Annotated in this window: 30 protein-coding genes and 1 pseudogene; 20 read left to right on the top strand and 11 right to left on the bottom strand. The window is 62.2% G+C overall.

The window, feature by feature from the left end:
• Positions 1-144 precede the first annotated feature (144 nt).
• The 6 genes from F3J18_RS01500 to F3J18_RS01475 all read left to right on the top strand — a co-directional run bounded on the left by F3J18_RS01500 (position 145) and on the right by F3J18_RS01475 (position 5,575).
• Complete coding sequence (locus F3J18_RS01500) at positions 145-630, top strand: NADAR family protein (RefSeq protein ID WP_166910881.1); 486 nt, start codon at positions 145-147, stop codon at positions 628-630.
• 79 nt (positions 631-709) lie between these two features.
• Positions 710-2,077, top strand: a complete 1,368-nt coding sequence (locus F3J18_RS01495) for a metallophosphatase family protein (RefSeq protein ID WP_166910880.1) — start codon at positions 710-712, stop codon at positions 2,075-2,077.
• 191 nt (positions 2,078-2,268) lie between these two features.
• On the top strand, positions 2,269-2,793 hold the full coding sequence (locus F3J18_RS01490) for a hypothetical protein (RefSeq protein WP_166910878.1): 525 nt from the start codon (positions 2,269-2,271) through the stop codon (positions 2,791-2,793).
• Positions 2,781-5,102 carry an SMC family ATPase gene (locus F3J18_RS01485; RefSeq protein WP_166910876.1) on the top strand — a complete coding sequence of 774 codons (2,322 nt, stop codon included), beginning with the start codon at positions 2,781-2,783 and terminating at the stop codon, positions 5,100-5,102. Before F3J18_RS01490 ends, F3J18_RS01485 begins: the two co-directional genes overlap by 13 nt.
• Before the next feature lie 79 nt (positions 5,103-5,181).
• A complete protein-coding gene (locus F3J18_RS01480; RefSeq protein WP_166910874.1) occupies positions 5,182-5,358 on the top strand; it encodes a hypothetical protein in 177 nt (58 codons plus the stop codon).
• Between the two features lie 22 nt (positions 5,359-5,380).
• Positions 5,381-5,575, top strand: coding sequence for a hypothetical protein (locus tag F3J18_RS01475; RefSeq protein WP_166910872.1), 195 nt, complete (start codon positions 5,381-5,383; stop codon positions 5,573-5,575).
• A gap of 69 nt (positions 5,576-5,644) precedes the next feature.
• Here F3J18_RS01475 and F3J18_RS01470 read toward each other — a convergent pair whose 3' ends face one another.
• The 7 genes from F3J18_RS01470 to imuA form a co-directional block, all read right to left on the bottom strand.
• Complete coding sequence (locus F3J18_RS01470) at positions 5,645-6,115, bottom strand: hypothetical protein (protein WP_166910870.1); 471 nt, start codon at positions 6,113-6,115, stop codon at positions 5,645-5,647.
• Positions 6,116-6,186: 71 nt separating this feature from the next.
• Entirely contained in the window at positions 6,187-7,116 is a 930-nt protein-coding gene (locus F3J18_RS01465; RefSeq protein WP_166910868.1) for a site-specific integrase, read from the bottom strand.
• A 300-nt stretch (positions 7,117-7,416) separates the two neighbouring features.
• Positions 7,417-7,716, bottom strand: coding sequence for an H-NS histone family protein (locus F3J18_RS01460; protein WP_166911091.1), 300 nt, complete (start codon positions 7,714-7,716; stop codon positions 7,417-7,419).
• Between the two features lie 92 nt (positions 7,717-7,808).
• Complete coding sequence (locus F3J18_RS01455) at positions 7,809-8,075, bottom strand: hypothetical protein (RefSeq protein WP_166910866.1); 267 nt, start codon at positions 8,073-8,075, stop codon at positions 7,809-7,811.
• Between the two features lie 23 nt (positions 8,076-8,098).
• The gene (locus tag F3J18_RS01450) at positions 8,099-11,248 is read right to left on the bottom strand and encodes an error-prone DNA polymerase (protein ID WP_166910864.1); all 3,150 of its coding nucleotides are present in this window, start codon (positions 11,246-11,248) and stop codon (positions 8,099-8,101) included.
• Positions 11,249-11,254: 6 nt separating this feature from the next.
• Positions 11,255-12,733: a DNA polymerase Y family protein gene (locus F3J18_RS01445; RefSeq protein ID WP_166910862.1), complete on the bottom strand. Its 1,479-nt coding sequence runs from the start codon at positions 12,731-12,733 to the stop codon at positions 11,255-11,257.
• Positions 12,651-13,370: a translesion DNA synthesis-associated protein ImuA gene (gene imuA / locus F3J18_RS01440; RefSeq protein WP_166910860.1), complete on the bottom strand. Its 720-nt coding sequence runs from the start codon at positions 13,368-13,370 to the stop codon at positions 12,651-12,653. Before imuA ends, F3J18_RS01445 begins: the two co-directional genes overlap by 83 nt.
• Before the next feature lie 184 nt (positions 13,371-13,554).
• Between imuA and F3J18_RS01435 the strand changes: the two genes are divergently transcribed.
• Complete coding sequence (locus tag F3J18_RS01435; RefSeq protein ID WP_166910858.1) at positions 13,555-13,962, top strand: hypothetical protein; 408 nt, start codon at positions 13,555-13,557, stop codon at positions 13,960-13,962.
• A 63-nt stretch (positions 13,963-14,025) separates the two neighbouring features.
• Positions 14,026-14,784 (top strand): SOS response-associated peptidase family protein, encoded by a 759-nt coding sequence (locus F3J18_RS01430; RefSeq protein ID WP_166910856.1) that lies wholly within the window; start codon positions 14,026-14,028, stop codon positions 14,782-14,784.
• A gap of 411 nt (positions 14,785-15,195) precedes the next feature.
• On the opposite strand, the gene F3J18_RS01425 is transcribed toward F3J18_RS01430, so the two are convergent.
• Both F3J18_RS01425 and F3J18_RS01420 read right to left on the bottom strand, forming a co-directional pair.
• Positions 15,196-16,035 carry a hypothetical protein gene (locus F3J18_RS01425; RefSeq protein WP_166910854.1) on the bottom strand — a complete coding sequence of 280 codons (840 nt, stop codon included), beginning with the start codon at positions 16,033-16,035 and terminating at the stop codon, positions 15,196-15,198.
• A gap of 11 nt (positions 16,036-16,046) precedes the next feature.
• Positions 16,047-16,319: a hypothetical protein gene (locus F3J18_RS01420; protein ID WP_166910852.1), complete on the bottom strand. Its 273-nt coding sequence runs from the start codon at positions 16,317-16,319 to the stop codon at positions 16,047-16,049.
• A gap of 739 nt (positions 16,320-17,058) precedes the next feature.
• Here F3J18_RS01420 and F3J18_RS01415 point away from each other — a divergent pair.
• From F3J18_RS01415 to F3J18_RS01360, 12 genes and pseudogenes are all read left to right on the top strand, one after another.
• Complete coding sequence (locus F3J18_RS01415; protein WP_166910850.1) at positions 17,059-17,286, top strand: transcriptional regulator; 228 nt, start codon at positions 17,059-17,061, stop codon at positions 17,284-17,286.
• A gap of 209 nt (positions 17,287-17,495) precedes the next feature.
• The gene (locus tag F3J18_RS01410) at positions 17,496-17,717 is read left to right on the top strand and encodes a hypothetical protein (RefSeq protein ID WP_166910848.1); all 222 of its coding nucleotides are present in this window, start codon (positions 17,496-17,498) and stop codon (positions 17,715-17,717) included.
• Complete coding sequence (locus F3J18_RS01405; RefSeq protein ID WP_345891669.1) at positions 17,714-18,007, top strand: hypothetical protein; 294 nt, start codon at positions 17,714-17,716, stop codon at positions 18,005-18,007. The genes F3J18_RS01410 and F3J18_RS01405 overlap by 4 nt, the downstream gene beginning before the upstream one ends.
• 26 nt (positions 18,008-18,033) lie before the next feature.
• Positions 18,034-18,258, top strand: coding sequence for a hypothetical protein (locus F3J18_RS01400; protein WP_166910846.1), 225 nt, complete (start codon positions 18,034-18,036; stop codon positions 18,256-18,258).
• A 66-nt stretch (positions 18,259-18,324) separates the two neighbouring features.
• Positions 18,325-18,549, top strand: a complete 225-nt coding sequence (locus tag F3J18_RS01395) for a hypothetical protein (RefSeq protein ID WP_166910844.1) — start codon at positions 18,325-18,327, stop codon at positions 18,547-18,549.
• Positions 18,549-18,791, top strand: coding sequence for a hypothetical protein (locus F3J18_RS01390; protein WP_166910842.1), 243 nt, complete (start codon positions 18,549-18,551; stop codon positions 18,789-18,791). Before F3J18_RS01395 ends, F3J18_RS01390 begins: the two co-directional genes overlap by 1 nt.
• Before the next feature lie 324 nt (positions 18,792-19,115).
• A complete protein-coding gene (locus F3J18_RS01385; protein WP_166910840.1) occupies positions 19,116-19,436 on the top strand; it encodes a hypothetical protein in 321 nt (106 codons plus the stop codon).
• Positions 19,437-19,468: 32 nt separating this feature from the next.
• Positions 19,469-19,714 (top strand): hypothetical protein, encoded by a 246-nt coding sequence (locus F3J18_RS01380; protein ID WP_166910838.1) that lies wholly within the window; start codon positions 19,469-19,471, stop codon positions 19,712-19,714.
• A 98-nt stretch (positions 19,715-19,812) separates the two neighbouring features.
• Positions 19,813-20,133 (top strand): hypothetical protein, encoded by a 321-nt coding sequence (locus F3J18_RS01375; protein ID WP_166910836.1) that lies wholly within the window; start codon positions 19,813-19,815, stop codon positions 20,131-20,133.
• An 18-nt stretch (positions 20,134-20,151) separates the two neighbouring features.
• Positions 20,152-20,469, top strand: coding sequence for an H-NS histone family protein (locus F3J18_RS01370; protein WP_166910834.1), 318 nt, complete (start codon positions 20,152-20,154; stop codon positions 20,467-20,469).
• A 312-nt stretch (positions 20,470-20,781) separates the two neighbouring features.
• Complete coding sequence (locus F3J18_RS01365; protein WP_166910832.1) at positions 20,782-21,381, top strand: DUF3267 domain-containing protein; 600 nt, start codon at positions 20,782-20,784, stop codon at positions 21,379-21,381.
• Positions 21,382-21,467: 86 nt separating this feature from the next.
• Positions 21,468-21,551, top strand: a pseudogene (locus F3J18_RS01360) (DDE-type integrase/transposase/recombinase); the annotation flags it as partial.
• Positions 21,552-22,328: 777 nt separating this feature from the next.
• Here the strand turns inward: F3J18_RS01360 and F3J18_RS01355 are convergent.
• Positions 22,329-22,754 carry a biopolymer transporter ExbD gene (locus F3J18_RS01355; protein ID WP_166910830.1) on the bottom strand — a complete coding sequence of 142 codons (426 nt, stop codon included), beginning with the start codon at positions 22,752-22,754 and terminating at the stop codon, positions 22,329-22,331.
• Between the two features lie 12 nt (positions 22,755-22,766).
• Positions 22,767-23,189, bottom strand: coding sequence for a biopolymer transporter ExbD (locus F3J18_RS01350; RefSeq protein WP_166910828.1), 423 nt, complete (start codon positions 23,187-23,189; stop codon positions 22,767-22,769).
• Between the last annotated feature and the right edge of the window lie 90 nt (positions 23,190-23,279).

The raw sequence follows: 23,279 nt of genomic DNA, 5'->3' as shown, positions 1-23,279 counted from the left end.
TCGGGGCCGGTGCCATTTTCCTGAACCTGCGAGTGCGAGAGTTCTTCAGCAAAGCGATTTGCTCAAGTGCTTTCGATCGCGTGTCCCACGCATCGAAACCGTCCGCGCGAGCGGCCATCTATTGACTCATCCCTGGAGGATTCCATGCGCCGGATTGGCAGCATTACGGCGTTTTTCGGTGCCAGCGACGTTTTCAGCAATTGGCACCCGTCCGGCTTCACGTTCCACGAAGTCACCTTCAACTGTGTCGAACAGTTCATGATGTACGCGAAGGCAATGCTGTTCGACGATCACGTCTCTGCGGAGGCAATTTTGAGGTCGACGTCGCCACGCGAGCAGAAGCGCCTAGGCCGCGAGGTGTGCGGCTTCGATGAGGGCCGTTGGCGCGAAGCGCGGGAAAAAATCATGTTCGTTGGCTGTCGAGAGAAGTTTCGACAGAACGAATCCTTCGCGACCGCGCTTCGCGCAACGGGAACGTCTTTGCTGGTGGAGGCGAGCCCCTATGATCGGATCTGGGGCGCCGGTTTGGGTGAACACGATCCGCGTATTGCTGACCCGTCGGCCTGGTTGGGATTGAACCTGCTCGGTATTGCGCTGATGCGTGTGCGAGACGGTTTGTCTCGTTCGTAACTTTCCCCGTTGCGCCGGCTGTCGGCGCGGACCTTATACGGCTGCCCTTGGGCGGCCTTCTTTTTTTCTGGAGGCGTTGATGAAGATCGCGCATTTCTCTGACCTGCATTACTCGCCAGGCAATCTGGACGAGTCGGACCGCTGCTTCTCGCACGCGGTGGGCGACGCTATCGGGCGCGAGGCGCGGGTCGCCGTGATCAGCGGTGACTCGACTGATCATCGGCTCGACGCCCACGCACCCGCGCTGAACGCACTTGCCACACGGGTGCACCGTCTAGCGCAGGCAATGCCAGTGCTGATGTTGCAGGGCACCTTCTCGCACGAGCCGCCGGGAACGCTGGACAACTTCGCGCTGATGGGAGCTCGATATCCGGTGGCGGTTGCGGATCGGGTTTGCCAGGTTGCGCTCTACGATGGCCAGTTCTGGTTCTCTCGCGGCCCGATCTTCGATGATGGGGAGATTCAGCATCATTTGTATTCGGAGCCTGAGGCGATCTTCACGTGCCTACCGACGATTAACAAGGCCGACCTGGTGCTGCGGGTGGGTGCACTCGCAGCGTCCACGGATCTTGCAGATACGCTCGCGGGTTTCTTGACCGCTGCTGGGCGCGTCAACGCGAGATTCCGAGCGGAGGGTATCCCGACGGTTGGGGTGTCGCACGGGACTGTCAATGGATGTGAGACGGAGCACGGCGTGACGATGGCGGGGTTCGATCACGAATTCAGTCTCAGCGCGCTCTTTTCGGCAGAATGCTCGGCGTTCATGCTCGGCCATATCCACAAGTGCCAGACGTGGGAACGCGAGGGGCGCTTGGTGGGGTATCCAGGCTCGATCGGACGCTTCCACTACGGCGAGATCGGTGACAAGGGCTATCTGTCGTGGGAGGTATCAGCTTCGGGCGCATGCGCGGCCCTGATTCCGACGCCTTCTCGTGAGATGGTGTCCGTTGCTTTTGACGGGCCCCCTGACATGAAGGCGTTGGAAGTCCTTGCCGCGGCATCCGCTGGAAAGTTTCTGCGCATTCGATGGCAGATTGACGAGGAGCACAAGCAGTTGATCGACCGCAAGGCGATCGAAGCGATGTTCTCGGCGGCCGCGGGTGTGAAGCTCGAGCCGCGTGTGCTTCCAGTGATGCGTAGCCGGGCAGAAGGGATCAGTACCGCACTGACGGTTGAGGCTAAGTTGGCTCGTTGGTGCGACCTGGCCAACGTCGACGCCGGCCAGGTGGTGGATAGATTGCAGCTGCTCGAGACTGCCGAACCGGATGCCATCGCGGAAGCGATCCTGGCGCGATTTGCCGGCGCCGGTACGCCGGCTGCTGATCGACCAGCCGTGGTCGACGCCTGTGACGGACACGCCTTGGTCTCTGCGGCCAGTCAGGCACTCAGTTTGGCGTCTGACGCCGCGGAATCATCCTGGCTTACCGATGATCTGTTCGCGGCCTAGCGCTGCCCACCGACGGTTCGCCGTCCATCTTGAACACCAGCCGTGTTCCGATAGCCCTTGTGGCTATCGAAACGAGGTTCACCCCGCGCCCGTAGGCGCACCGAAGGCAGCGTCGCTGCATCCATTTTTTCTACCCTGACGGGGCGCGTTCCTGTCCGGGGCGCTCTCCGTCCCCAATCCGGAGTGTGCTCATGTTTGGTCTCTATCCTGCTGGTTCCCGATGGGCAAGGTCCTTTACGGCGTCGACCGACGCCAAATCGCTGCAGAAGCTTCTCGTAACCTACGGTGGATGCACGGCAGCACTCTTTCATCAACCGTTTGGTGCCCAACGTGGAGCCGTCATTGCGCAACGCGACGGCCTGGTTGTCCTCGCCCACGTGGTCGACGCCGACCAGGCCGAGATCGTGGTGACACCGGGCATTGATCTGCAGAACCTACTCTGGTCATTCGACTCGGGGTACTCGGGTCAGTGGTCAGGGCGCGAGTTGCAGATTCTCACGGGGTGTCCAGACTGGCACTCAATGCTAGAACAGACGTCGGACGCGTTTCGGCGGGTCTGTGGAACGGTCCAGTCCGCCGTTGAAGGCACACTAGGCAAGCAGGCCTCGCCGCCTGAATCGACCCCTCCCGTCGACGGTTTCGATATCCCGTTCTTCACGCCTGATGACTATGACCAGCTCATCTCGGTCTCGGAGTCTCAATCATGCGGCCACTGAGACTGTTGCTCGAGGGGTTCTATGGCGTCCGAGACGGGATGAAGCGGGACAGCATGGAGCTCGACCTGGAGGCGCTGCCGCATGGGTTGATCGCATTGACCGGACCGAATGGCGCGGGCAAGACGACGATCATGGATAACTTGCACCCGTACCGGATCATGCCGTCGCGCGCGTCGAAGCTCTCAGTCGATGCGTTCTCTTACTGGGATCACATCTGCGGGGTTCAGGCGCGCAAGGAGTTTGAATGGGAGCACGATGGCTTGCGCTATCGGTCGACCTTCGCGTTCCGCAAGCCAGGCAAGACCGGCAAGGCAGACTATTTTCTGTTCTATCGCTCGACCGATGGCGAGTGGCGGCCAGTGTCGCTGCCGGATGGCACCGTGTCGGATGGCAAGGGCGAGACCTATGATCGATGCGTTGCCGCAATCTGCGGTTCGCTCGAATCGTTCTTCACAAGCGTGTTTTCAGCGCAGAACCGCCGGCCGCTCGCGTCTTACGGAGCGACCGAGATCAAGGCGTTGCTCGCTGAACTGCTGAAGATCGATCACCTCCGCGCGTTGTCGACGAAAGCGGCAGAGGTCGCAAAGGTGCTGGCCCGGCAACTCGGCGTGGTGCAGCAGGATATCGCCGCATTTTCAGGAAAGCGTGATCGAGTCGATCAGACGCGCAATGCGATCGCGATGGACGTTTCGGCGATCGCAGCCGCGCGCGAGCAGCGTATGGCAGCCCAGGCAGACATCGCGACGCTAATGCAACAGCACGCCGTGCTGGTTGCCAAGCGAGGCGAGAACGCAGGAGCGGCGGCGCGACTTGGGGAACTGGGTGCGCGCCGCAATGAGCTGCGGACGTCGCTCGATGTCTCGGAGCGTGACGGTCAGGCCGAGCAGCAACGGTTGCTGCAGCGTGCGACGACGATTCGTAGCACGATCGCCAGCCATGCAGCGGTTGTTCGGCTGCGTGAGTCGATTCTTGGCGCCGCGGCGGATCGCGACGTTGCCCAGCTTCGGCTCAGCAAGGCCGAAGCACTGATCGAACCTTTGCAGCGCGCGATCGACGAGCTCGACGCGAAACGACTGCGGGCAGCAACGGTCGGATCGACGCTCGCCAGCCTGCAATCGGAGGGCACGACCAAGGCCCACCTGATCACGACCCTGACCGAGCAATCGGCGGTCATCGGTTCGGTGCCATGTGCGGGGATGGACATTCACGTGACGTGCCCGTTGCTCGCGCAAGCGAGGAGCGCGGCACGGCAGGTAGACGTCCAGACCATCTCGTTGAAAGACCTTCGGGTCCGGTATCGCAGTCATAAGGCGGAACTTGACCAACTGACGCCGGCTGTCGAAGTGTTGTCCGTGAAGCGCGCCGAACTGCAGCGCGTCAATGCGGAAATCGCGGCGGCCCGCCAGGCGCTACAACGTGCAACCGAGCTTGCCGCCCGAAAACCGTTGCTCGATGCAGCTGAAACGGGGATGCAACAGGGCCACGCGGAACTCGAATCGCTCGATGTTGAGCGAGGCGAGGCGTCGAAGCGTCGAGAGTCCGAGATGGCGCGGCTCAACGGCTTGTTGCGGGACGTCGAGGCGGAGGTTTCGCGTCTGGCTACGGCCGATGTTGCGCAAGCGATTGCGGATGTCGACCGGCAGTTGGCTGCGCGGCGCGAGACCAGTACGGGGCTGGACGCCAGGATCGAAGCGTTGATCAGGAGTCAGGCGACGGGAGAAACGACGCTGGTGACGCTCGAGCGCGAGCTTGAGGGCTTTTCAGCGACGCAGGCACTCGCCGAGCGCATCTCGGACGAGATCGCGAAGTGGAAGCTGTTGGCGAAAGGGCTGGGCAATGACGGCGTGATCGCGCTGACGATCGACGACGCGGGCCCGGCGCTGACGCAGACGGTGAACGACCTGCTGCTTGCGTGCTACGGCACGCGGTTCACGGTCGAGATCCAGACGCAGCGCACGTTGGCCAATGGTGACACGCGCGAGGGATTTGAAATCCTCGTGCACGACGCCGAGAGCGATAGCAGCAAAGCGGTCGGTGTGATGTCCGGTGGTCAGAAGGTGTGGATCAATGAATGCCTGACACGCGGGGTCGCCTTGTATCTCGCGGGCAACGCAGGGCAGCCATACGAGTCTCTGTTCAGCGACGAGTCGGATGGACCGCTTGATCCCGATCGAAAGGTGCAGTTCATGCGTATGAAGCGCGAGGTGCTGCGTCAGGGCGGGTATGCGCGAGAGTTTTTCATCTCGCAAACGCCTGACCTGATTGCGGAGGCCGATGCGGTCATCGACGTGGCCGCACTCGCGAGGTAGTGCAGCACACATTTTTAACCCTGGTGGGGAACGTTCCCCACAGGGGCGTTCCTCGCCTTTTTTCTGTTCGAGGAACGCAATGAAACTGAAGTCCAATGCTGCTACTTTGTATGGAAACCTGACGATTTCGATCCGCCCGACGCCCATCCGCATGGGTACGGAACACGTCTACGAGCTGAACGGCTCGAGGCTGCGGGACGTGCTGATTGACGGGCGCTGGGTGACGGTGGCCGCTGCGGCTGTCGTCGCGTCCTGACTCGTCGACGGCGGAACCTTCGATGAACGGGATGACGAACCTGGTGATGCTGTTGATCGCGATGCAGGGCGGCTCGGAGCCGCCGGCGCCGGCGCTGCGCTACGCGCTGGCTTCGCAGGCCGTGAATAGGCGGCCGCCTATGAAAACGGACGCGGTCATCTGCAAGGATGGCCAAGTCGACACTTTTCCCGCAGGGCACCCGAAGCCCTGCATTTAATCCGTTGACCAGCGGCCCCGCTCTCGCGAGAGAGTGGGGCCATTTTGCATTCTTAGGGCGAACTTAGACCTACGCCGGCTGGTCGAGGATTGCGGCAAGGCTGTCGGCCGCGATCTTCGGCTTCGAATGTGTGGTCTGCAACCGCGCCCGGCCGATCAGCAAATCACGGGACTGAATCGAGATTCGTTCAATATCGCGGCCGCGTGTTGCCGGCTGCGCGGTTCTTACGTAGGGATATCCGCGCTTGATGTAGTCATCGATGTCGGGTTCGGCGTAGACGATGTGATGTTGGCCAGCCGCGGTCAATGCGACGGAGAGCATGTCGAAAGGGATGCCGATCAGATCGCGATCGGCAATCCGGTTGAGAATTCCATCGCGGAGGATGTGATCGGCTACGAGAACGGCGTTCTCGCCGCCGGCCTCGACCTGGATGACGACGGGCTTGGGCGCAGACCTGAGGGTGAGCAGTCGATAGCGGCAGACGGCGATGCCACCAGTCACGAAGTAGATGAGGTCTGCATAAGGTGATATGTAGTCCATATTGAATACTCCGATAAGAAAAAAGCCGGCGAAGTTGCTGGCTTTTTCAGGCTATCGGCGGGCAGGAGAAGTCAAGTCTCGGATAAGCCTTGGGGTCTGCTCGGTATCGTTGCGCGAATGCGTATGACTGTCCGCTGGCTACTGAGGCCAAGCATTTTCATGACGTCGTCGTTGCGCTGGCCAGCGAGCAGCTGGCGGCGTGCGAAGGTGTTGCGTAGGGTGCGTGGACTCATATCCGGCAGTCGCACGTCGATCGTCAAGAGCTCGTCGCGCACGATCCTGCCGAGCATCTCGTCAGTCATCGGGCCGGCCGCGCGGGGCGAGGGGAAAAGTAGCGCGCTGTCAGAGGCCGTGCAGAGGTTCTGCCACTGGATGAGCGCCGGTGCCGCGAACTCGTCCACGTTGATCCGCCGTGCCTCGCGAGGCCCCCGCTTGGGGATACGGATATGCGGCCGTGCCGGCGAGAGGTCGAGGTCGATGGCGGTGGCATAGCGGATCTCCTGAGCGCTGATACCGGTCGACAGCAACAGACCAACGATGGCACGGTTGCGCAACGCGCGATCGTCTAGACCGTCGATGGATCGGACGGAGGCCTGCAGTCGCTGATCATCGGACTCGATGAGGTAGACGGGAACGGGTTCGTCTTCTGGCCACGTTTGGGCCATTGTGTAGATGGCCGCGGGATTGGTCGTGCGAACACCGACATCGACGAGGTGCCGGCCGAGCCGATCAAGGAGCCTTTGATATCGCAGACGCGTCGTGGTGCCGGGTTTGCACCGGCGATCGAGGTCGGCGAAAAAGGATTCGAGGTGCTCGGACCCGTAGGTGGCCAGCGAGCGTTGCGCGGTGATCAGGTGACGCATGAAGCGCTCGAACATGGCCTCATGCTGGACGATCGATCTGGGGGAGAACGCACGCCGATCGGCGCCTGCCGCTTCCGTGCGTTGCCACTGCTGATAGGCTTCGGTCGGTGCCGACAGCCAGAGAGTCGGATCGTCCATTTGACCTTATATACTGAATATTGGGTCCGCCAAGCATAACGCGAATCTACGATTCGCGTCCCTGGCCACCAGCGAGAGGGGGTTAATTGCGGCCGCGTTGACGAAGCTACCCGGCAACTTGCGCTAGTCCTGCATCCGCGACGGCGGTGTTCGAGCAGCGGCGAATCGAATTCGGGATCGAAGATTGCAGGAATAGCGGACTGCGCCAAAGGGGACTCGTCGAAGAATACGCGGCGGGCGGGGCTCCGCGGGCCCGCCGCAAGCTAGAGAGGCCGAATGTGTCGGGCGGTATTACGACGCTCAAGCGTGGACGGCCGGTGCCACAATCTGAAACTGGGAGCGGTCTTTACCGTCGATCCATGCCGGCGGGCGACCTCGACCACTCCACGTCGCACCGCTCTCGGGGTCGCGATATCGAGGCGGAACGGGTTGGCGCTTCCGCGTCTTGCTGATGCCGAAAATCTCCCGCTTCGTGAGGGCGAACTCGCTCACGATGCGTTTGACCTCGTTGAGCGCTTGCGCGCGTTCTTCTGCCTGGGCAGCTTGGATTTCCGTTTCCAGAGCGGCTCGCTGCTCAAGAAGTTCTTTGTAGGTCGACATCTTTTCTCCAGTCGTGGTGAGGGAATCGATATCGATCAGCATATGAAACGATTTTGGAAGTCAAGTTTCCGCGAGCGACCGTGCCGATCGCGTCAGGAGAAATCCGGTGCGAGGCTGGCGTGATGGGCCGCAGCGGCCTCAGGGCTCGGGAATCGGTCGTAGATGTGCCGGCCCTTCCATAGCAGGGTCCGCCATTCGTTGTCGATTCGGCAGCGCTCGATCGTCCAGCCGGACGGGTGTGAATAGCCGTACGGGTTCACAACTTGCCAGCCTAGGGCAATGAGCGCTTGTGCTTCTGGCGTTTGCGCAGCCGCCTGGATCCATCGCCGCGACGCTTCGTCCCGCTGTTCTCTGTTCATCCTTCCGTCCTCCCTTTTCGCAATCAATGGAAATCGTGCGACTCGACGATCAATCCGCCGAGCAGTTCACTGCGATCTCGTAGGTCTTTCGCGATCAGGTGGTGAACATCACCTTCGGTTTGCCACACACCATAGACCGCGAGCAACGAAGCGCCAAGCGCCTCTCGTCGATACCTTTCGAGAAGGTCGGGCCAGACAATCACGTTGGTCTGGCCCGTCTCGTCTTCGAGCGTAATGAACAGCACGCCCTTTGCGGTGCCCGGGCGCTGACGTACGGTCACAATCCCGCATGCGCGCGCGAATTGCCCATTGCGCAGCTGCGCGAGCTCGCGCGCCGGCAGCAGCCGGTCGGCTCGCAGCCGATCGCGCAGCAGCTCGAGTGGGTGCCGACCGAGCGTGAAGCCCATCGCACGATAGTCCGTCACAATCTCGCTGCCTTCCGAGGCCTGCGGCAGCGCCGGCGCCTCGTCGTCGCGTTCCGTGCCGCGCAGAATATCCTTGTCCGGCACCGCCGCGGCGGCCGTCCAGATGGCGTTGCGCCGATGGCCCTTGGCCAGCGAGCGCAGCGCGCTGGCACGAGCGAGAACAGCCAGGTCATGCCGGTCGAGCGCCGCCCGTCGAGCGAGATCCGCGACGTCGACGAAGGGGCGCACGGCGCGCGCCAGCTGGATCCTCTCGGCGGCTTCCACGCGCATGCCGCTGATCAGCGACATGCCCACGCGCACGGGCGCCGCGGTGGTGTCGCCCTCGAGCGTCGAATCCCAGCTGCTGACCGTCACGTCGACGGGTAGCACCTGTACGCCGCGGCGCCGGGCGTCCTGGATGAGCTGTGAGGGGGTGTAGAAGCCCATCGGCTGGCTATTCAGCAGCGCGGCCAGGAACACGGCCGGCTCGTGGCGGCGCAGCCAGGCGCTGGCGTAGACCAGCAGCGCGAAGCTGGCTGCGTGGCTCTCCGGAAAGCCGTAGTCGCCGAAGCCTTTGATTTGAGCGAAGATCGCTTCGGCGAAGTCCCGGTCGTAGTCGCGCGCCAGCATGCCGTTCACCAGGCGCTCGTGGTAGGGCTCCAGGCCGCCCTTGCGTTTCCATGCTGCCATCGCGCGGCGCAACTGGTCGGCCTCGCCGGCGGAGAAGCCGGCCGCGAGCATGGCCACCTGCATGACCTGCTCCTGGAAGATCGGCACGCCGAGCGTGCGCTTGAGCGCCTTCTCGACGTCCGGCGAGGGGAAGGTCACGGGCTCGAGGCCTTGGCGTCGGCGCAGGAACGGGTGGACCATCCCGCCCTGTACGGGCCCGGGCCGGACGATGGCCACCTCAATGACCAGGTCGTAGAAGCACCTCGGCTGCAGGCGAGGCAGCATCGACATCTGCGCGCGCGACTCGACCTGGAACACCCCCATGCTGTCGCCGTGGCAGAGCATCTCGTAAGTGGCCTCGTCTTCGGCAGGAATGTCCTGCAGTTCGAAGGCCTCACCGCGCTTCTCCGAGATCATCTCAAGCGCGCGCCGCACCATGCTGAGCATGCCTAGGGCCAGGACGTCGATTTTCAGCAGGCCCAGCGCCTCGATATCGTCCTTGTCCCACTGGATGATCGTTCGATCCACCATCGCGGCGTTTTCGATCGGCACCATGCGTGACAACTTCGTGCGCGAAATGACGAAGCCGCCCGAGTGCTGGGAAAGGTGACGAGGGTAGCCGAGCAACGCGGTGGCGAAGGCGGCCCACTGTTGGTTCATCGGCGCCTCGACGTCGAGGCCTGCCTCGGCAAAGCGCGCGAGCAGATCCGCTTTCGAGTCGAACCAGTGGTGGGCCTTCGCCACACGATCGACGATGATCGGGTCCACGCCGAGGGCCTTGCCAGCCTCGCGCAACGCGCCGCGTGGGCGATAGGTCGACACGGCCGCGGTCAGCGCCGCGCGATCGCGGCCGTACTTGCTGTAGATGTACTGCATCACCTCTTCGCGCCGCTGGTGCTCGAAGTCGACGTCGATATCGGGCGGCTCGTTGCGTTCCTTACTGATAAAGCGCTCGAACAGCATGTTGCCGCGCGCCGGATCGACCTCCGTCACCCGAAGGCAATAGCAGACAGCGCTGTTAGCGGCGGAGCCGCGGCCTTGGCAGAGGATGTTTTGGCTACGCGCGAATCGCACAATGTCGTAGACCGTCAGGAAGTACGGCTCATACTTCAGTTCGGCGATCAGCTGCAGCTCGTGTTCGATCTGCGCCTGCACGTTGAATGGTATCCCGTTGGGGAAGCGCCCGTGCGCGCCAATATAGGTCTGCTCGCGCAGATACGACGCTGGCGTGTAGCCAGCCGGCACGAGCTCGTCGGGATACTCGTAGCGCAGCTCGTCGAGCGAGAACGTGCAGCACCGCGCGATGCGGACCGTCTCCTCCAGCGCGCCGGCCGGATAGAGGTTGGCCAGGCGCAACCGGGATCGCAAGTGGCGCTCGGCGTTCGGCGCGAGCTCGTAGCCACACTCGCCCACCGACCGGCCGAGCCGGATCCCCGTCAGCACGTCTTGCAGGGGCTTCCTCGAGCGCACGTGCATCAAGGGCCAGCTGGTGGCCACCACTGACACGTCGTGGCGTGCGGCGGCCCGCTCGACGGCGCCTCGGTGGATGTCGTCCATCGCCCGGGCATGCAGCGTCAACGCGACTCGCGCGCGATCGCCGAACACGCGTGCGGCCCATTCGAGTTGCGCATCGAGGCGCTGCTCGTTCGCCGGAAAATCGGGCGTGAGGATGATCATGCAGTCCGGCAGGCCTCGCAGATGCTCAAGCGGTGCCTCGGGATGCTCGAGGTCCATCGGCGCCAGGCGATACGTGCCCTTCGCCGCGCGCGTGCGGCCGAGCGTGACGAGTTCGCAGAGATTGCCGTAGCCCTCGCGGTTCATCGCGAGGGCCGTGAAGGCGAGGGCGGGCGACCCGTCGCCGGCGGTCAGGCGAAAGTGGGAGCCGATGATCAGTGGCAGGCCTGCGGCCTTCGCTTCAATGTGTGCGCGCACGACGCCGGCCAGCGAGCACTCGTCTGTGATCGCGATCGCACTGTACCCGAGGCGCGCCGCGCGCTCCACCAGCTCCTCGGCGCGCGAGGCGCCGTGTAGGAACGAGAAGTTGCTCGCGCACTGCAGTTCCGCGTAGGCGGGCAGCACGCCGATCGGCGCGGCGCACATCGCAGGTCAACCGAACAGGCCATGCAGGAACCAGCGCGGCTCGCGCTCGTCGCGCGCCGAAACACGCTCGCGGAAGAGCCAGTAATGCACGCCGTTATCGTCTTCGCCGACGAAATAGTCGCGCGTCACGGCCTCGCCATCATCCCAGCCGCATTCGATGCGCTCGCCCGGCGACATCATGCGCAGCGGCGTACCGTAAAAAGGACGATTCGCGCGCATGAGCAGCTGGACGGGCTTCTCCAGCAGCCAGGCGGGGCGCGGCAGATCCGCCGGCGCCGGCACCGGCTTCTTGCGCTGGTCGAACGGGATCCACTGCGCGGCGACCTCCGGCCTGAAATCGGCCGCCGGCGCCGGCACGAGCACGTTCTCGGCGCCCAGGCGCGCGGTCAGCAGCTCCATGAGCCGCGCGTGGTCTTGCGGCGTGCCACCAGGCTCAGGAAACAGCGTTTCGCTCGGGGCTTCGGCCGGCTGCACACGATGAGCGTGCAGCGCGATCGCGATCGCGGGCGTGGGCAGCTCGAGGCGGCCCAGCCGCTCCTTGACCAGCCGCATGAGGTGCTCTTCGAAGCGGGTGGGCGCGCCGAGCACGATCTCGAGCTCGGTCGGGGCGATCGCGTCGCGGCCGCGCTCATGCTCGAGCTTCAGCACGAACGTGCACACGTCCAACTGCTTCACGGCCAGCCAGCCCGTCAGCTGCAGCACCAGGCGGTGGGCGGCGAACACCAGGGCATCGGCATGCTCGACGCGGTCCGGCAGCTCGATGCGGACGTCGAACGCCGGCGGCGCTTCGAGCCACTCGTAGGGCGCCGGCGCGGCGCCGGCCACCTGATCGAGCCAGTCCAACAGGGCGACCCCGCTCCGCTTCTTGAGCCCGGCGCGCGGCAGGCGCTGCAAATCTGCGAGGGTGGCGCAGCCCAGCGCGTCGAACCACTCGACGTAGCGACGCGCCGGCGGTGCGACTGCGAGCGGGGCGCGGGCCAGGGCGCGCTGCAGGGAGCGCGCGGCGAGCGCGGATCCGCCGCGCAGGCCTCGGGCGAGCGTCCAGGCGGCCGGCCCCGTCGACGCGAGCGACACGGCGGCCGTCAGACCGAACGACGTTACCAGCTGGCGGACCCGGCGCCGAAGCGCGCGAATGCCGTGGAACAGGCGCAGGCTGGCGGTCACGTCGAGCAGCACCACGGCCTCGGCGTCGAGCACGACGCTCGGCGTGAACTGCAGCAGCGCATACGCGACGCCGCGCACGAGCTCGTCCTCGCGCGCCATGTCGCGCGTGCAGATTCGTGCTTCGGGCGCGAGCGTAAGGACGCCGCCGCGGCGCATGCCGACCAGGACACCGAGCTCGGCCGCCGGCCGATCGAGCGCGACCACGCGGTCGTGCTCGAGCACGACGACACCCGTGCCGTCATTCGACGATGGCGCTGGCGACAGCGGGACGAACGTTTCGAGAGTGAGGCGCGGCAGATGCACGCCGATCCAGACTGCCATGGCGATCAAGCAAAATCGGGGAGGGGGAGAGCGGCACGAACAGCGGTTCGTCGCGCTGCGCGCCGCGGCGTTTCACGAATATCACCTCGACGCCATCGCGCGCCGGCGCGAGCGCCAGGCGTAGCGGCGCAGGGGACGCGTCGCGCGCGGCGGACGCCGGGCGCAACAGGAAAAACAGGGCGGAGCCGGCCTGCGCCGCAAGGTTGAGGCGTCGCAGTGCGTCCGATCGCACGACGTGCTGCCAGAGCAGGACCGCGCCACACGTGCCGGCGCGTAGTGCCTGTTCCGCAGCCCAGAGCGCATCGGCCGTGCGCGGTGTACGCAGGCTCACGAAGGCCGCAGGATCCACGCCCCAGTATGCGAGTGCGGCCGGCTGCAGGCGATGGGGCGGCTGGACCACCACGATCGGCTTGGGCGCCAGGCGCGCGAGCACCGGCGCGAGCAGGCGCAGTTCGCCGATGCCCGGCTGCTGCGTCAGCAGCTCGACCAGGCAGCTGGGCGGCCAGCCACCGCCGGGAAGCTCGGCGGACAGAGTAGGGTGCCCGGTTTCGATGCCGACGGCGCCGGCCTGCGCGCGCTGGCTGGCGCGCCACAGGGCTGGGTGAATTCGTTCCGGATGAGCGAGAGCGGGGTTCATGTTCGTGCACCAATACTGTATGGATATACAGGGTTGGCCGATTGTAACCCAGCCGTCTCAAAAAGCCAGCGCGGGAATTGCCTAGCCAGTTGACGGCCGGGCGGACGCCGCCGCCAAGCGGCGCTCGGCAGCCGCTGCGCACGGTGAGCGTAAGATGACCGGATCGGATCCGGAAGGAGGCGACATGCGAAAACCCCTGACCGAAATGCAGCGCGCATTCATTGACTGGTGCATCGCTTACTCGAAGTTCGAGATCGTCGACTCGATGTCGATCAGCATGGTGTCGGCCGTCGCCAACAGCTACGACTTCGTGGCAAACGAGGCCAAGCTCGACAGGTACGGCTATTGCACGCCGGGAATGATCAGATGGGGAAAAAGCCTGTTTCCCGACCCGCCGGGCAGCGCCGAGGGATCTGGTTTCGATGATGCTTACGAGGACGTCTGTACTGCGCTTGACGAATGGCTACGCACCTTTGTTATGCCGATGACGCAGATCTCGTTTCCACCCGAGCCGAGCCATGAAGGTGGGCCGGTCTACTACAACGACCCGAACATTCCCGACGAGCAACAGCCGCCGTCTGAGACGCCGTGACACCTCGGAGCGCCGCGACGTTCAGCGGGCCGGTATTCGTCGTTGTCGAGAGGGAGGTCTGCCTTGTGTACTAACTATATTGCAACCAGCGAAAGCCGGTATGCCGATCTTTTCGATTCGGCGCCGCCGGACGGCGAATGGCCGGCCGAAATCTACTGTGACTATCCTGCGCCTTTCATCCGCCGCGGCGCCGACGGCGGGCGCGAATCGCTGCTAGGCAGCTTCGGTATCCGGCCGCAATCGAAGATCGGTAAGTTCAAGTTCGACACCATGAACGCGCGCAGCGAGACGGTTGGACAGAAAGCCAACTTCAAGGATTCCTGGCACGCCTGCCGATTTGCCATCGTGCCGGCGGATGTCATCTATGAGCCTCGATATTCACCGCTTCCGGATCTCGATGGGCTGGATCGAGACGAGCGGGTGCGCAAGGTGCTGAAGGACAAATCGGAGCGCTGGGGTATCGAGCTGGCCAGCGGCGCGCCTTGCGCCGTGGCCGGATTGTGGAAACCCTGGCCGGAGCCCGATGGCACCGTGGTCTACGGCTTCACGATGTTGACTGTCAACGCAGATGGCCATCCTTTCCTGAGCCAGTTCCATCGACATCTCGAGGCGGACGGCACGCCGAACGAGAAGCGCGGCGTCGTGATCTTGCTGCCTGAGCATTACGATGACTGGCTCAGCTGCAGCGATCCGGAACAGGCACGGTCGTTTCTGTCTTTGCTGCCGGCCGAGGCGTATCGGGGCCACCCGGCGCCGCGGCCGCCTCGCCGCAAAAAGCAGGAGCTGGCGGCGCCCGGGCCAGCCAACGACGAGCTGTTTTGAGGCTGACGAACCAATGGTTCGAGGATCCGGACGATGGTGCCCATACCCTGGGAACGCTTCGGGATGCGGCCGGGGGGGCGAGCTGACGAGCCAAGCAGCGACCGGCCGACCGAGGTCGAGTGGCCGCACTGGGATCGCTAGGTCAACCCCGTTTCTGTTCGGGCATAACTAGCCTGCCGCGCTCGGCTTCAAGGCGCGCAACTTCCATGCGTGCAAGCTTGTAAATGCCTGGGTGGATACTACGCTCCCCGCGCTCCCATTGCTGCCAGGCCCTGCGCTGCGAGCAAACGGCGGCCGCACACCAATCCTGTGCAGCCGTGATGCCTACTCCCAGCGCATCTTGAACGCTCGTGCGCAGCGAGACGACATCAGCTGCAGCAGCCTCCTGTCGTGCAACGATTGGGTCCGATGTCACCATCCCTCCCGGGTAAGAAGGGCAAAGCCGACATGTTTCGCCCACCAGTCAAGCCATCGGGGTAGAGGTACATCGGCGGGAGCGTCATGTCGCAGCAGCGCCCAGGGAACCGCTGGCGCCAGCGCAGCATCGCCAAGTTGCCCGCGCGACTCCTCGATTACCGATCGCCACACGCCCGTGGCGGCCTTAGCATCGAGGCACACATAGAATGTCGCCACCGGCACACTGTGCTCGGTCAACACAAACTGGCCGCGGGCCCGCGTGACCTCGCCGCGCACTCGATACGCACTCTTGCGGCTGTCCGCCCAGCCGATCCCGGTTTGCAGCACTGGCAACAAGGTGCGCTCAATAATGAACGCTTGCTCGGTGCTGTCGCAGTCTGCACGTGTAATCCGTTCGCTGCGGCTCCGGTTCATCACAATATAGTGCAGATGCGGGCTGTCATTCATCGCGTCGACCTCGTAGTGCGAAGTAGGAACCGTGGGTTCTTTGGCCAGCGCAACGGGCCCCGCAACGGCGAGATGTTCGGCAGCCAGGCCACGTCGTGCCGCGATTGCCTTCGCGCTCTCTAGCGACGACCGTCGGCGTTGCTTTGCTTGGTGCTTTTCCACACGAGCCAATCGTGAAGCCTCCTTCTCGGCAGCGCGTCGAACCGCCGCCTCCCGTGCCTCGACTGCATAGCCCACGAGTTCGTGGGCCAAGCGCCAAGCATTCGTCCAAGTGCCGGTCGGCCCGCAACCACCGCCAACAACACGGACATCGACAAGCTTATTGGTGGCGCTCAGCGACGTGGTGAACACAACTTCGTAACCACCGATAATTTTGGTAGCTTTCACTGCGCTTCCCTTCAAATGTCGGCGTCTTCGATCTGTGCGTCGGTCACGTTCCACGCGGCTTTGACCACTCCCCGTGCGCTGCCATATTTTTTCAGCAGAGCTGTGGCGAGGACGTGGCGCTGCGCCTCTGTCACCTTGCGGTAGCAGCGATTGCCCTTTTCCTCGCGCTCCTGCTCGATCTCTGAAACAGTGGCCGCAATCGAGGCGAGCTTGCTATCGCCCGTTTCCGCCGCGATGGTGTGCACCAGGGGCAGCACCTGATAGGTACTGCTCGCATACTTCACGAACGTTAGATCCTGGTGGGCATCTCTCTCGCTACGAGCGCACGCTTCTGCAGCGTAGTCCGGGTGCCAGCTATTTGCTTTTCGCATTTGCGAATTCTCCTTCCACACGTGCCCTGCGGAGCGGTGGCGACCAGGCGGCTACCATGTCTCTGATTATGCGCAATGAACATATTTTGTCAACATCCCTTTTCACGCTCAAGTCATCGGTGCGACGGATTCGGAGGGCAGCTATCGAATACCGCCGCCGCAATTTGCCCTGTTGACCATGCGCGTGCGACGCCCACCCGGGTTGGGGACCTTGCCGCCGGGAGCTACCGCCTCGCCGGCGGTCGGTTGAACGATTACCCGTCGCGCAGCCGTTCGAGCCGACTGAGCGCCAGCAGTATCACCGATAGGAGCGTGGTGCGAAGCTAACCGTCGTGCTAGGCGATCAGAGAGGCCAGGAGCTCGTCGGTTTGGGTGTTGAGCGCCCACTCTCCACTTGCCTTCCTGCGCCGGAGCGCGGCGTTGATGCCACGTTCCGCACCAGGACCCCGGCGCGGAAGTCGCAGTCCTTCAGGACAGGTAATCGGACGAGAATCTGGCATGCGCCGCGCCGGCCCCCTGGAATCGATAGTCGCGCTCACTAACGGGATGCAACCATTGAGATCACCCCATTGGGGGTATAGAATTTCACCCAATACGATTAGATCCGCACCGACGACATCCAGCCAATACAGGCACGTGATACGAGAAACGAATGGCATCAAGAGTACCGCCTACATCACTGCCCCAGCAGGAATTTCTACGCCAAGCGATGACGACGCTGGGGATGACGCGCGCACAGTTCGCCAAACGCATCAGCGTCCCAATCAAGACTCTGGACAAATGGCTCGCGCCAAATGACACGATCGACTTCCGTAACCTGCCCGATGTGGTGTGGGCGTATGTTAGGGAGATTCTTGAATGGGACAAGAAAATTAGTTGATATACCCCCATTGGGGGTATATCATTCGCTCATGGTCCGCGCACAGGTGCCGATATCACGAACGGAACATCGAGCATGAGTGACGACGCATGTAGGCTTGCATCGCGGACCGGGGCAGCAGTCCGTGATGCAGCAGTTGGCAGCCTTGTTAGGTTGTTGTGCAGTGACTGGCTGGCGACCGTGTTGCCGGCACATACTAGGAAAAGGTGATGGGCGAAAAACTCTGGACCGTTGCGCGGTTCCCCAGCGGCGCGTGGAGCTTCGGCGGGAAGCCGGACGACCCTGCATACTCCGAATGCGAGATCTGGCAGGTCTCGGCACTGACCGGAGAGGACGCGAAGAAGAAGGCACAAGCGAAACGCAGCCGCGACCACAAGCGGATGTCGAACGAAGCGCGGAACGAGGCGGTGAAGCTCCGGTACGGCGCGTGATTAAGGGGCGCGCCGGCCCGGCCGGCGGTGAAGGAAGACATCATGTTGACAGAATCGATCAGCAGCAGCTCCTGGAGCGTCAGGTTCAAATCTGGACGAAGGAACTCAAACGGCTAGCAGACCAGATCGCCGCAGCGAAGGGGGTTCCGAGCGCGATCGTGATGTTCACGCCGCGCGATGCCGACTACGAGGACGTGGCACCCGAGCTGATCGTAGAAGATGCGCTGAACGTTCATCGAGACGGTTGGCCGGAGGGTTTCGAAGTTGAAATCCTCAACCGAATCGACTAGAAAACGCCGTGCCAGGTACGAACGACATGAATATCGTCCAAAGATTTCTCTCAGAGATACCCGTGGCTGATCTGCGCTTGAGTGTCGAAGAAATGAAGAACTACGAGGAGACTGGCGTGCTCGTAGATGGGGTCGTCCGCCGGCTCAGCGCGGATCTCATGCGTCAAACGGGTATGACTCACGGAGACTCAAGCAAAGTCATCGAGGCGGGGGTCTTGCGGTTGGCTGCTTATCGTTGGGCTAATGTTTGACCGGGATAGGCATCGAAATTTAGAAGCCGCCGGCATAGCCGGCGTAACAAGAAAAAGGACGACATCGTGAGCGAATTTTTAACGGCTGCCGAAAAAGCTGCCATCCATGCGGTTGCTTCCCGGATTCATGACGACACCCAGCTCGAGGCGGCGAAAGCGGCGTTCGACCGCCATGCTCCGCTGCATGGTATCGACGCATGCATCGAGCTTCAATTCATGAGCGAAGTCCTCAATCCTGTTCCCGATCTACTGCTCCGGGCTCGCTATCGTGCCGCAGTTCAAGCCACGTAATGGACAGAGGTCTGCTCAAGATTGAAGATGTCTTCGCGCAGCAGACCGACGCGACACTTGCCGAGGCCGTAGTCGAAATATCTAACTGGCGGCGAAGTGAGTATCTCGTCACCGCGGGAGCACTACGCGAAGTCTGCGTTCAATGCGGGGCAGAATACGAGCTCGACCAAATTGAATCGCGGCTGCTCATGTTCGTCGCGTTGCGCTGGGCGAAGAGCGTGGAAACGTCCAGGTCACGATGACTCCATCCTCGAAGGCGTTGTAACTGAACAAGCCGCGATTCCAGTGGCGTACGCGGCGGAATTGTTCTTGGCGTAGACAAGCGCTCGTCAGGCTGGCTCGTGAAGGAAACAGTCGAGGGGGCGGCGAATGAAAAGCGTTACCTCGAATTGGAATGAACGCAGCGCACATGTACGTCTGCGACTTCAAGCGGAGCGCATCAAAGCGTCGCGCGGGCTCTGGACGACTCCAACCTATGCGTGGCTTCGCTGTATCCTCGGCAAGCAAGAAGCATGGAGCAACCACATTAAGTCAGAAGCGGACCGGTAACAGGACGAAAAACGCTCATGGATAATCACCAAGATAAACAGGTGCGCGAAGCAGTGGCTCGGGCTATTTGCTCCGCGTGTGGAGAGAAGCCGGAGCATATAGGCGATGCACGCGGCAGCGCATTCCGCTGGCAAGAGTACGAATGTCTCGCCCAAGCTGTTCTTACCGAACTGCAAGCCGCCGAAACGGACGAGCCCGGGCGCAGCTCAATATCGCATCTGGCGAAAGTAATCGCTCGCTCGTGTGAAGACGGCGCCGATCAGGCGTGGATGTACGAACGTGCGGCCGGCGATGCGATGCGCGCCTACATTGGTCGCGGAAGTGGGCAAGGTAGGTAAGGGGTGAAGGCAGCCGCAAGTCGGAGGTCGATATGAAACGTGTGAGTCGGTTCGCGGAATACAAGGGCTGGAAGATCGAAGCTTCACCAACTATTCTTGCGAAGCAGCGGCTGTTCGTTTCGGGCGTGATCATCACTCGCGAGCACGAGCGCTTCATTTTCACGGACCTCGGCAACCGCGTTTATCGGGCCCAAGCTTACGAGCGCGGAATCGAATGGGCAAAGCAGTGGATCGACAACAACTACCGATCGGTGGTGCACAAGCCACCACAAGGGTAGCGGATAACGCCGGTTTGGCCTGCACCGCGACCTTCTCGGCAGTCTAAACCGGCGAAGTCTCACGTCTGTTCAAGAAATTTATAGCAGGATTTTTTTCCATGATCGTCATTCTGGTAGATCTAGTTGTGGGTGCCATCGTGGTAGGGTGGCTGGCGATCGCTATCGCTCAAGACATTGGCCGAATATTCGGGTACTGGCTGATGCCCGCGACACTTAGCATCTACTTCGGGTCCGCCCTGCTGTTCGTTGCGCCCGCACCCGCCGATGCTTCGTTGCAAACCGCCTACCAAATGTTGGCGGAATGGAATCTGGGAGGGATTCCTGTCCCAGTCTGCTTTATGATCCTAGGCGCGCTCTTCCTTGCCATCGGGGCTGGCCTGCGTAACTGGCGCACGAGTTGGACATCTAGAAATCATTGAAGAGTAGGGATCACGGAAATGACCACGAATTCGAAGGGCTACCTTGCGTTGCTTACGCAATTACAGGAGCTGGACGGGCAGATCAAAGTGGCGCTGGAAAGTGAACGGGAGGCCGCCATCGTTCAGATCAAAGCGCTGATGAGCGACTTGAGCATTAGCATCCAAGATCTCCAGGAAAAACCCTCGAAACGAAAGGCTGCCCGTTTGTCGAATGCTCCACTATATCGAGACCCGAAAACCGGCAAAACTTGGGCCGGACGCGGGCGACAGCCAGCATGGCTCGGTGATGACCCTGCTCAGTTCCTCATCCAGCCTGATCTCCTCGACGATAAATAAGGATTTCGGAGAAATCCGTCAATTTTGAGGTGCCGCGCCAGGCCATTGGTCAGGGGATCGCGCCACGCGGATGCGTAACGACCGAACTGCCAAGTGAGGGTCGACTAGGTTCGGCCAAAAAATCGTTGAAATTATGTCAAATATAAGCTATCACGTCGGCATCATTTCCCGATTGCATCCGGGTATTGAAATATCCTTGGATAAGTCTCGTCCATCGAGATTCGGAGAAAATTGCCTTTAGGCCTTCGCGAATGCTGGACTCTTGACCACGCTCACATGCGGTCAGATGCCCACATAAAGGAATAACCGTATATGGACCGAATTCCAGTTTGCCGACGTCGAATGCTTCGTTATCCAAAAACGACTGTCCTCACAGCGTCCAGTTTCTTCTTGCTTGCTTCGTTCATTCCTTTCCGTGTGCATGTCACGCACTATGTTAAGAGTATCCCGCATCCCATATATTTCGATCTGGTGATTCAATCCGGCACCGAGCATCCGATTGAATTTTGGGTTGGTTTTTTTGTAACTTCATTGGCTGTTTATGTTATTCACGAATTTACTCATGTTGTGGCACTTCCCAATTTTGGGATTGGCCACGTCATAATTAAATGGTCATCGGTAACAAGTAAGGTCGTGTTGTCTCGCAAGCGCTATGCTGTCGTTGCGCTTGCCCCCCTTGTAACAGGATTCTTTATTTCCGGAGCAGTAGGTTTCTTCCTTCCGGTGACGCTAAGGGGGTTTGCTTGGTTATATTTCGTTATCAACTCGGTGGGGTCTTCGCTTGACGTCATGTCAGTCGTCTATGTGGTGCGTGAAATACCCAAATCTTTTAAAATAAAGGAAACAAGTCGCGGATTTATTGCAAGAGATACAGGAAAATATCTGGAAATGACGAATCCCCGAACAAGTTGAAATTCACATCAACTCGGTTCCGGGTGGGTCACTATCAACAATATCGACGTCACCCACCCTTGAGCAGCGCGACTGCCCCGGCGTGCGGCGACAAGTGGCATCTCGACGAGATGGTGGTGTCGATTGGTGGCGAGAAGCATTGGCTGTGGCGTGCCGTGGATCAGCACGGCGCGCACAACAGCCACAGCTACTCGGCGCTGTTCGCTGGCCACACCGCGCACCTGCAGTTCCAAACCGATGGCGCGTCGCGTCTGTACTACCTCGAGTTCCGCTCCGACCGGATTTTCCACCTGGTCGAGGCGCCGCGCGTGGCGCCGGCGTTCGTGCGCGAGGTGTGGGCCTACATGGCCGCGCTCATCGACGGCGGCTCGCCCGACGCAGGCCGGGGAGGACAAGCGCGAGCCTCGCCGTCGGCGATTCCCGCGACGCCGGCAAAGGCGGCACGGCGCGCACCCAACCGGCTGCAGAGACGGCCAACACTCGGTAGAAAATCAGGAGCCCAACCGGTCGAAGAGCGGCTAGCCAGTGATCGCGCAACAGAAACGCGCGGCCCGGATCCAGGCGATGACAGCCTGGAAATGGCATTGCGCGCCCGCTTTACCACGTAGGCCAATCGATGAGCCGCGACCATCGCCTTTTTCTGGTCCGTCTGCCGAACAACTTGACAGTATCCAGTCCAAGAATTCCGCCGCACCTCAACACGACGTTTGGACTTAGGACTAGAAAGTAAAAAATTGATCAATACAATTATGTCAAATTAGTTGTGTGTGCAACGTATTTACGGTGCCCCGCCAGCAGCACGGAACACTCTCGCCGTCTCCCCGCCCAACTTCTTCTCAACCTGCATTTTCCGCTGTAGGCCTGGACGCCGCGTGCAGCGTCAGCTTCTTGCGCTCGCCACATACCACGCCGGTCGTAGTGGCCAGAGACAAGCCGCAGGTCCATAGTCACTGCAGATACTGCTCGTTGCCCACCAGGCCAATCCGGGTCGCCCCCTCGCGCTGGGCGGCAGCCAGCACCTGAGCGACCACCCGGTAAGGTGCGAGCCGGTTCGGCAACAGGTGCACCTCGGGCTGCACCGGCTGCCCGGCCACCTCGGCGAAACGCCGCTCCAGTTCGGCCGCATCGGCCAGCGGCGCGCCGTTCCAGCGGATCGTCCCGTCGAAATCGATGTCGACCTGCACCACCGGCGGTGGGGCTGCCGGCGGCGGCGTGCCGACCGGCAGGTTCATGTTGACCGCATGCATCTGTATCGGAATCGTGATGATCAGCATGATCAGCAACACCAGCATCACGTCGATCAGCGGCGTGGTGTTGATATCGACCATCACCCCCGGCTCGTCGCTGGCGCCTGGACGCCTCCTCATCGCCATCTTGGATCTCCCTCAGTTGCCGTGCGCGGGCGGCTGGGTGATGAAGGCCAGCTTGGCGATGCCGGCGCGCTCGCAGGCCGTCACCACCGGGCCGATCGCCTCGTAGCGCGCCGCCTGGTCGCCGCGCAGATGGATCTCGGGCTGCGGCGACTGCTGCGACACGATCTTCAGCCTGGCCAGCAGGCTCGGCCGGTCGATCGGCTGCGTGTCCCAGTAGACCTGGCCGGCCGGATCGACCGCCAGCTCGATGCTCTGCGGCCGGGTCTGCAGCGGCGTGACGGTTTCCCTGGGCAGGCTGACCGGCACCGTATGCGTGACCACCGGAATCGTGATCAGGAAGATGATCAGCAGCACCAGCATCACGTCGACCAGCGGCGTGGTGTTGATCGCGGCGATCACCTCGTCCTCGGCGTCCTGCGCGACGTTCATGGCCATGGCGAAATGCTCCCCCGGCCCGTCATCGCGCCGCGACCGCGGCGGCCGGTTGCGCGGCGCGGGCGTCGCCTGCTTCACGCGCCCCGCTCG

Origin of the sequence: Burkholderia sp. Ax-1720, assembly GCF_011753035.1 — a bacterium.
Classification (GTDB): Bacteria; Pseudomonadota; Gammaproteobacteria; order Burkholderiales; family Burkholderiaceae; genus Burkholderia; species Burkholderia gladioli.
This window is presented reverse-complemented; position numbering and strand designations above follow the sequence as displayed.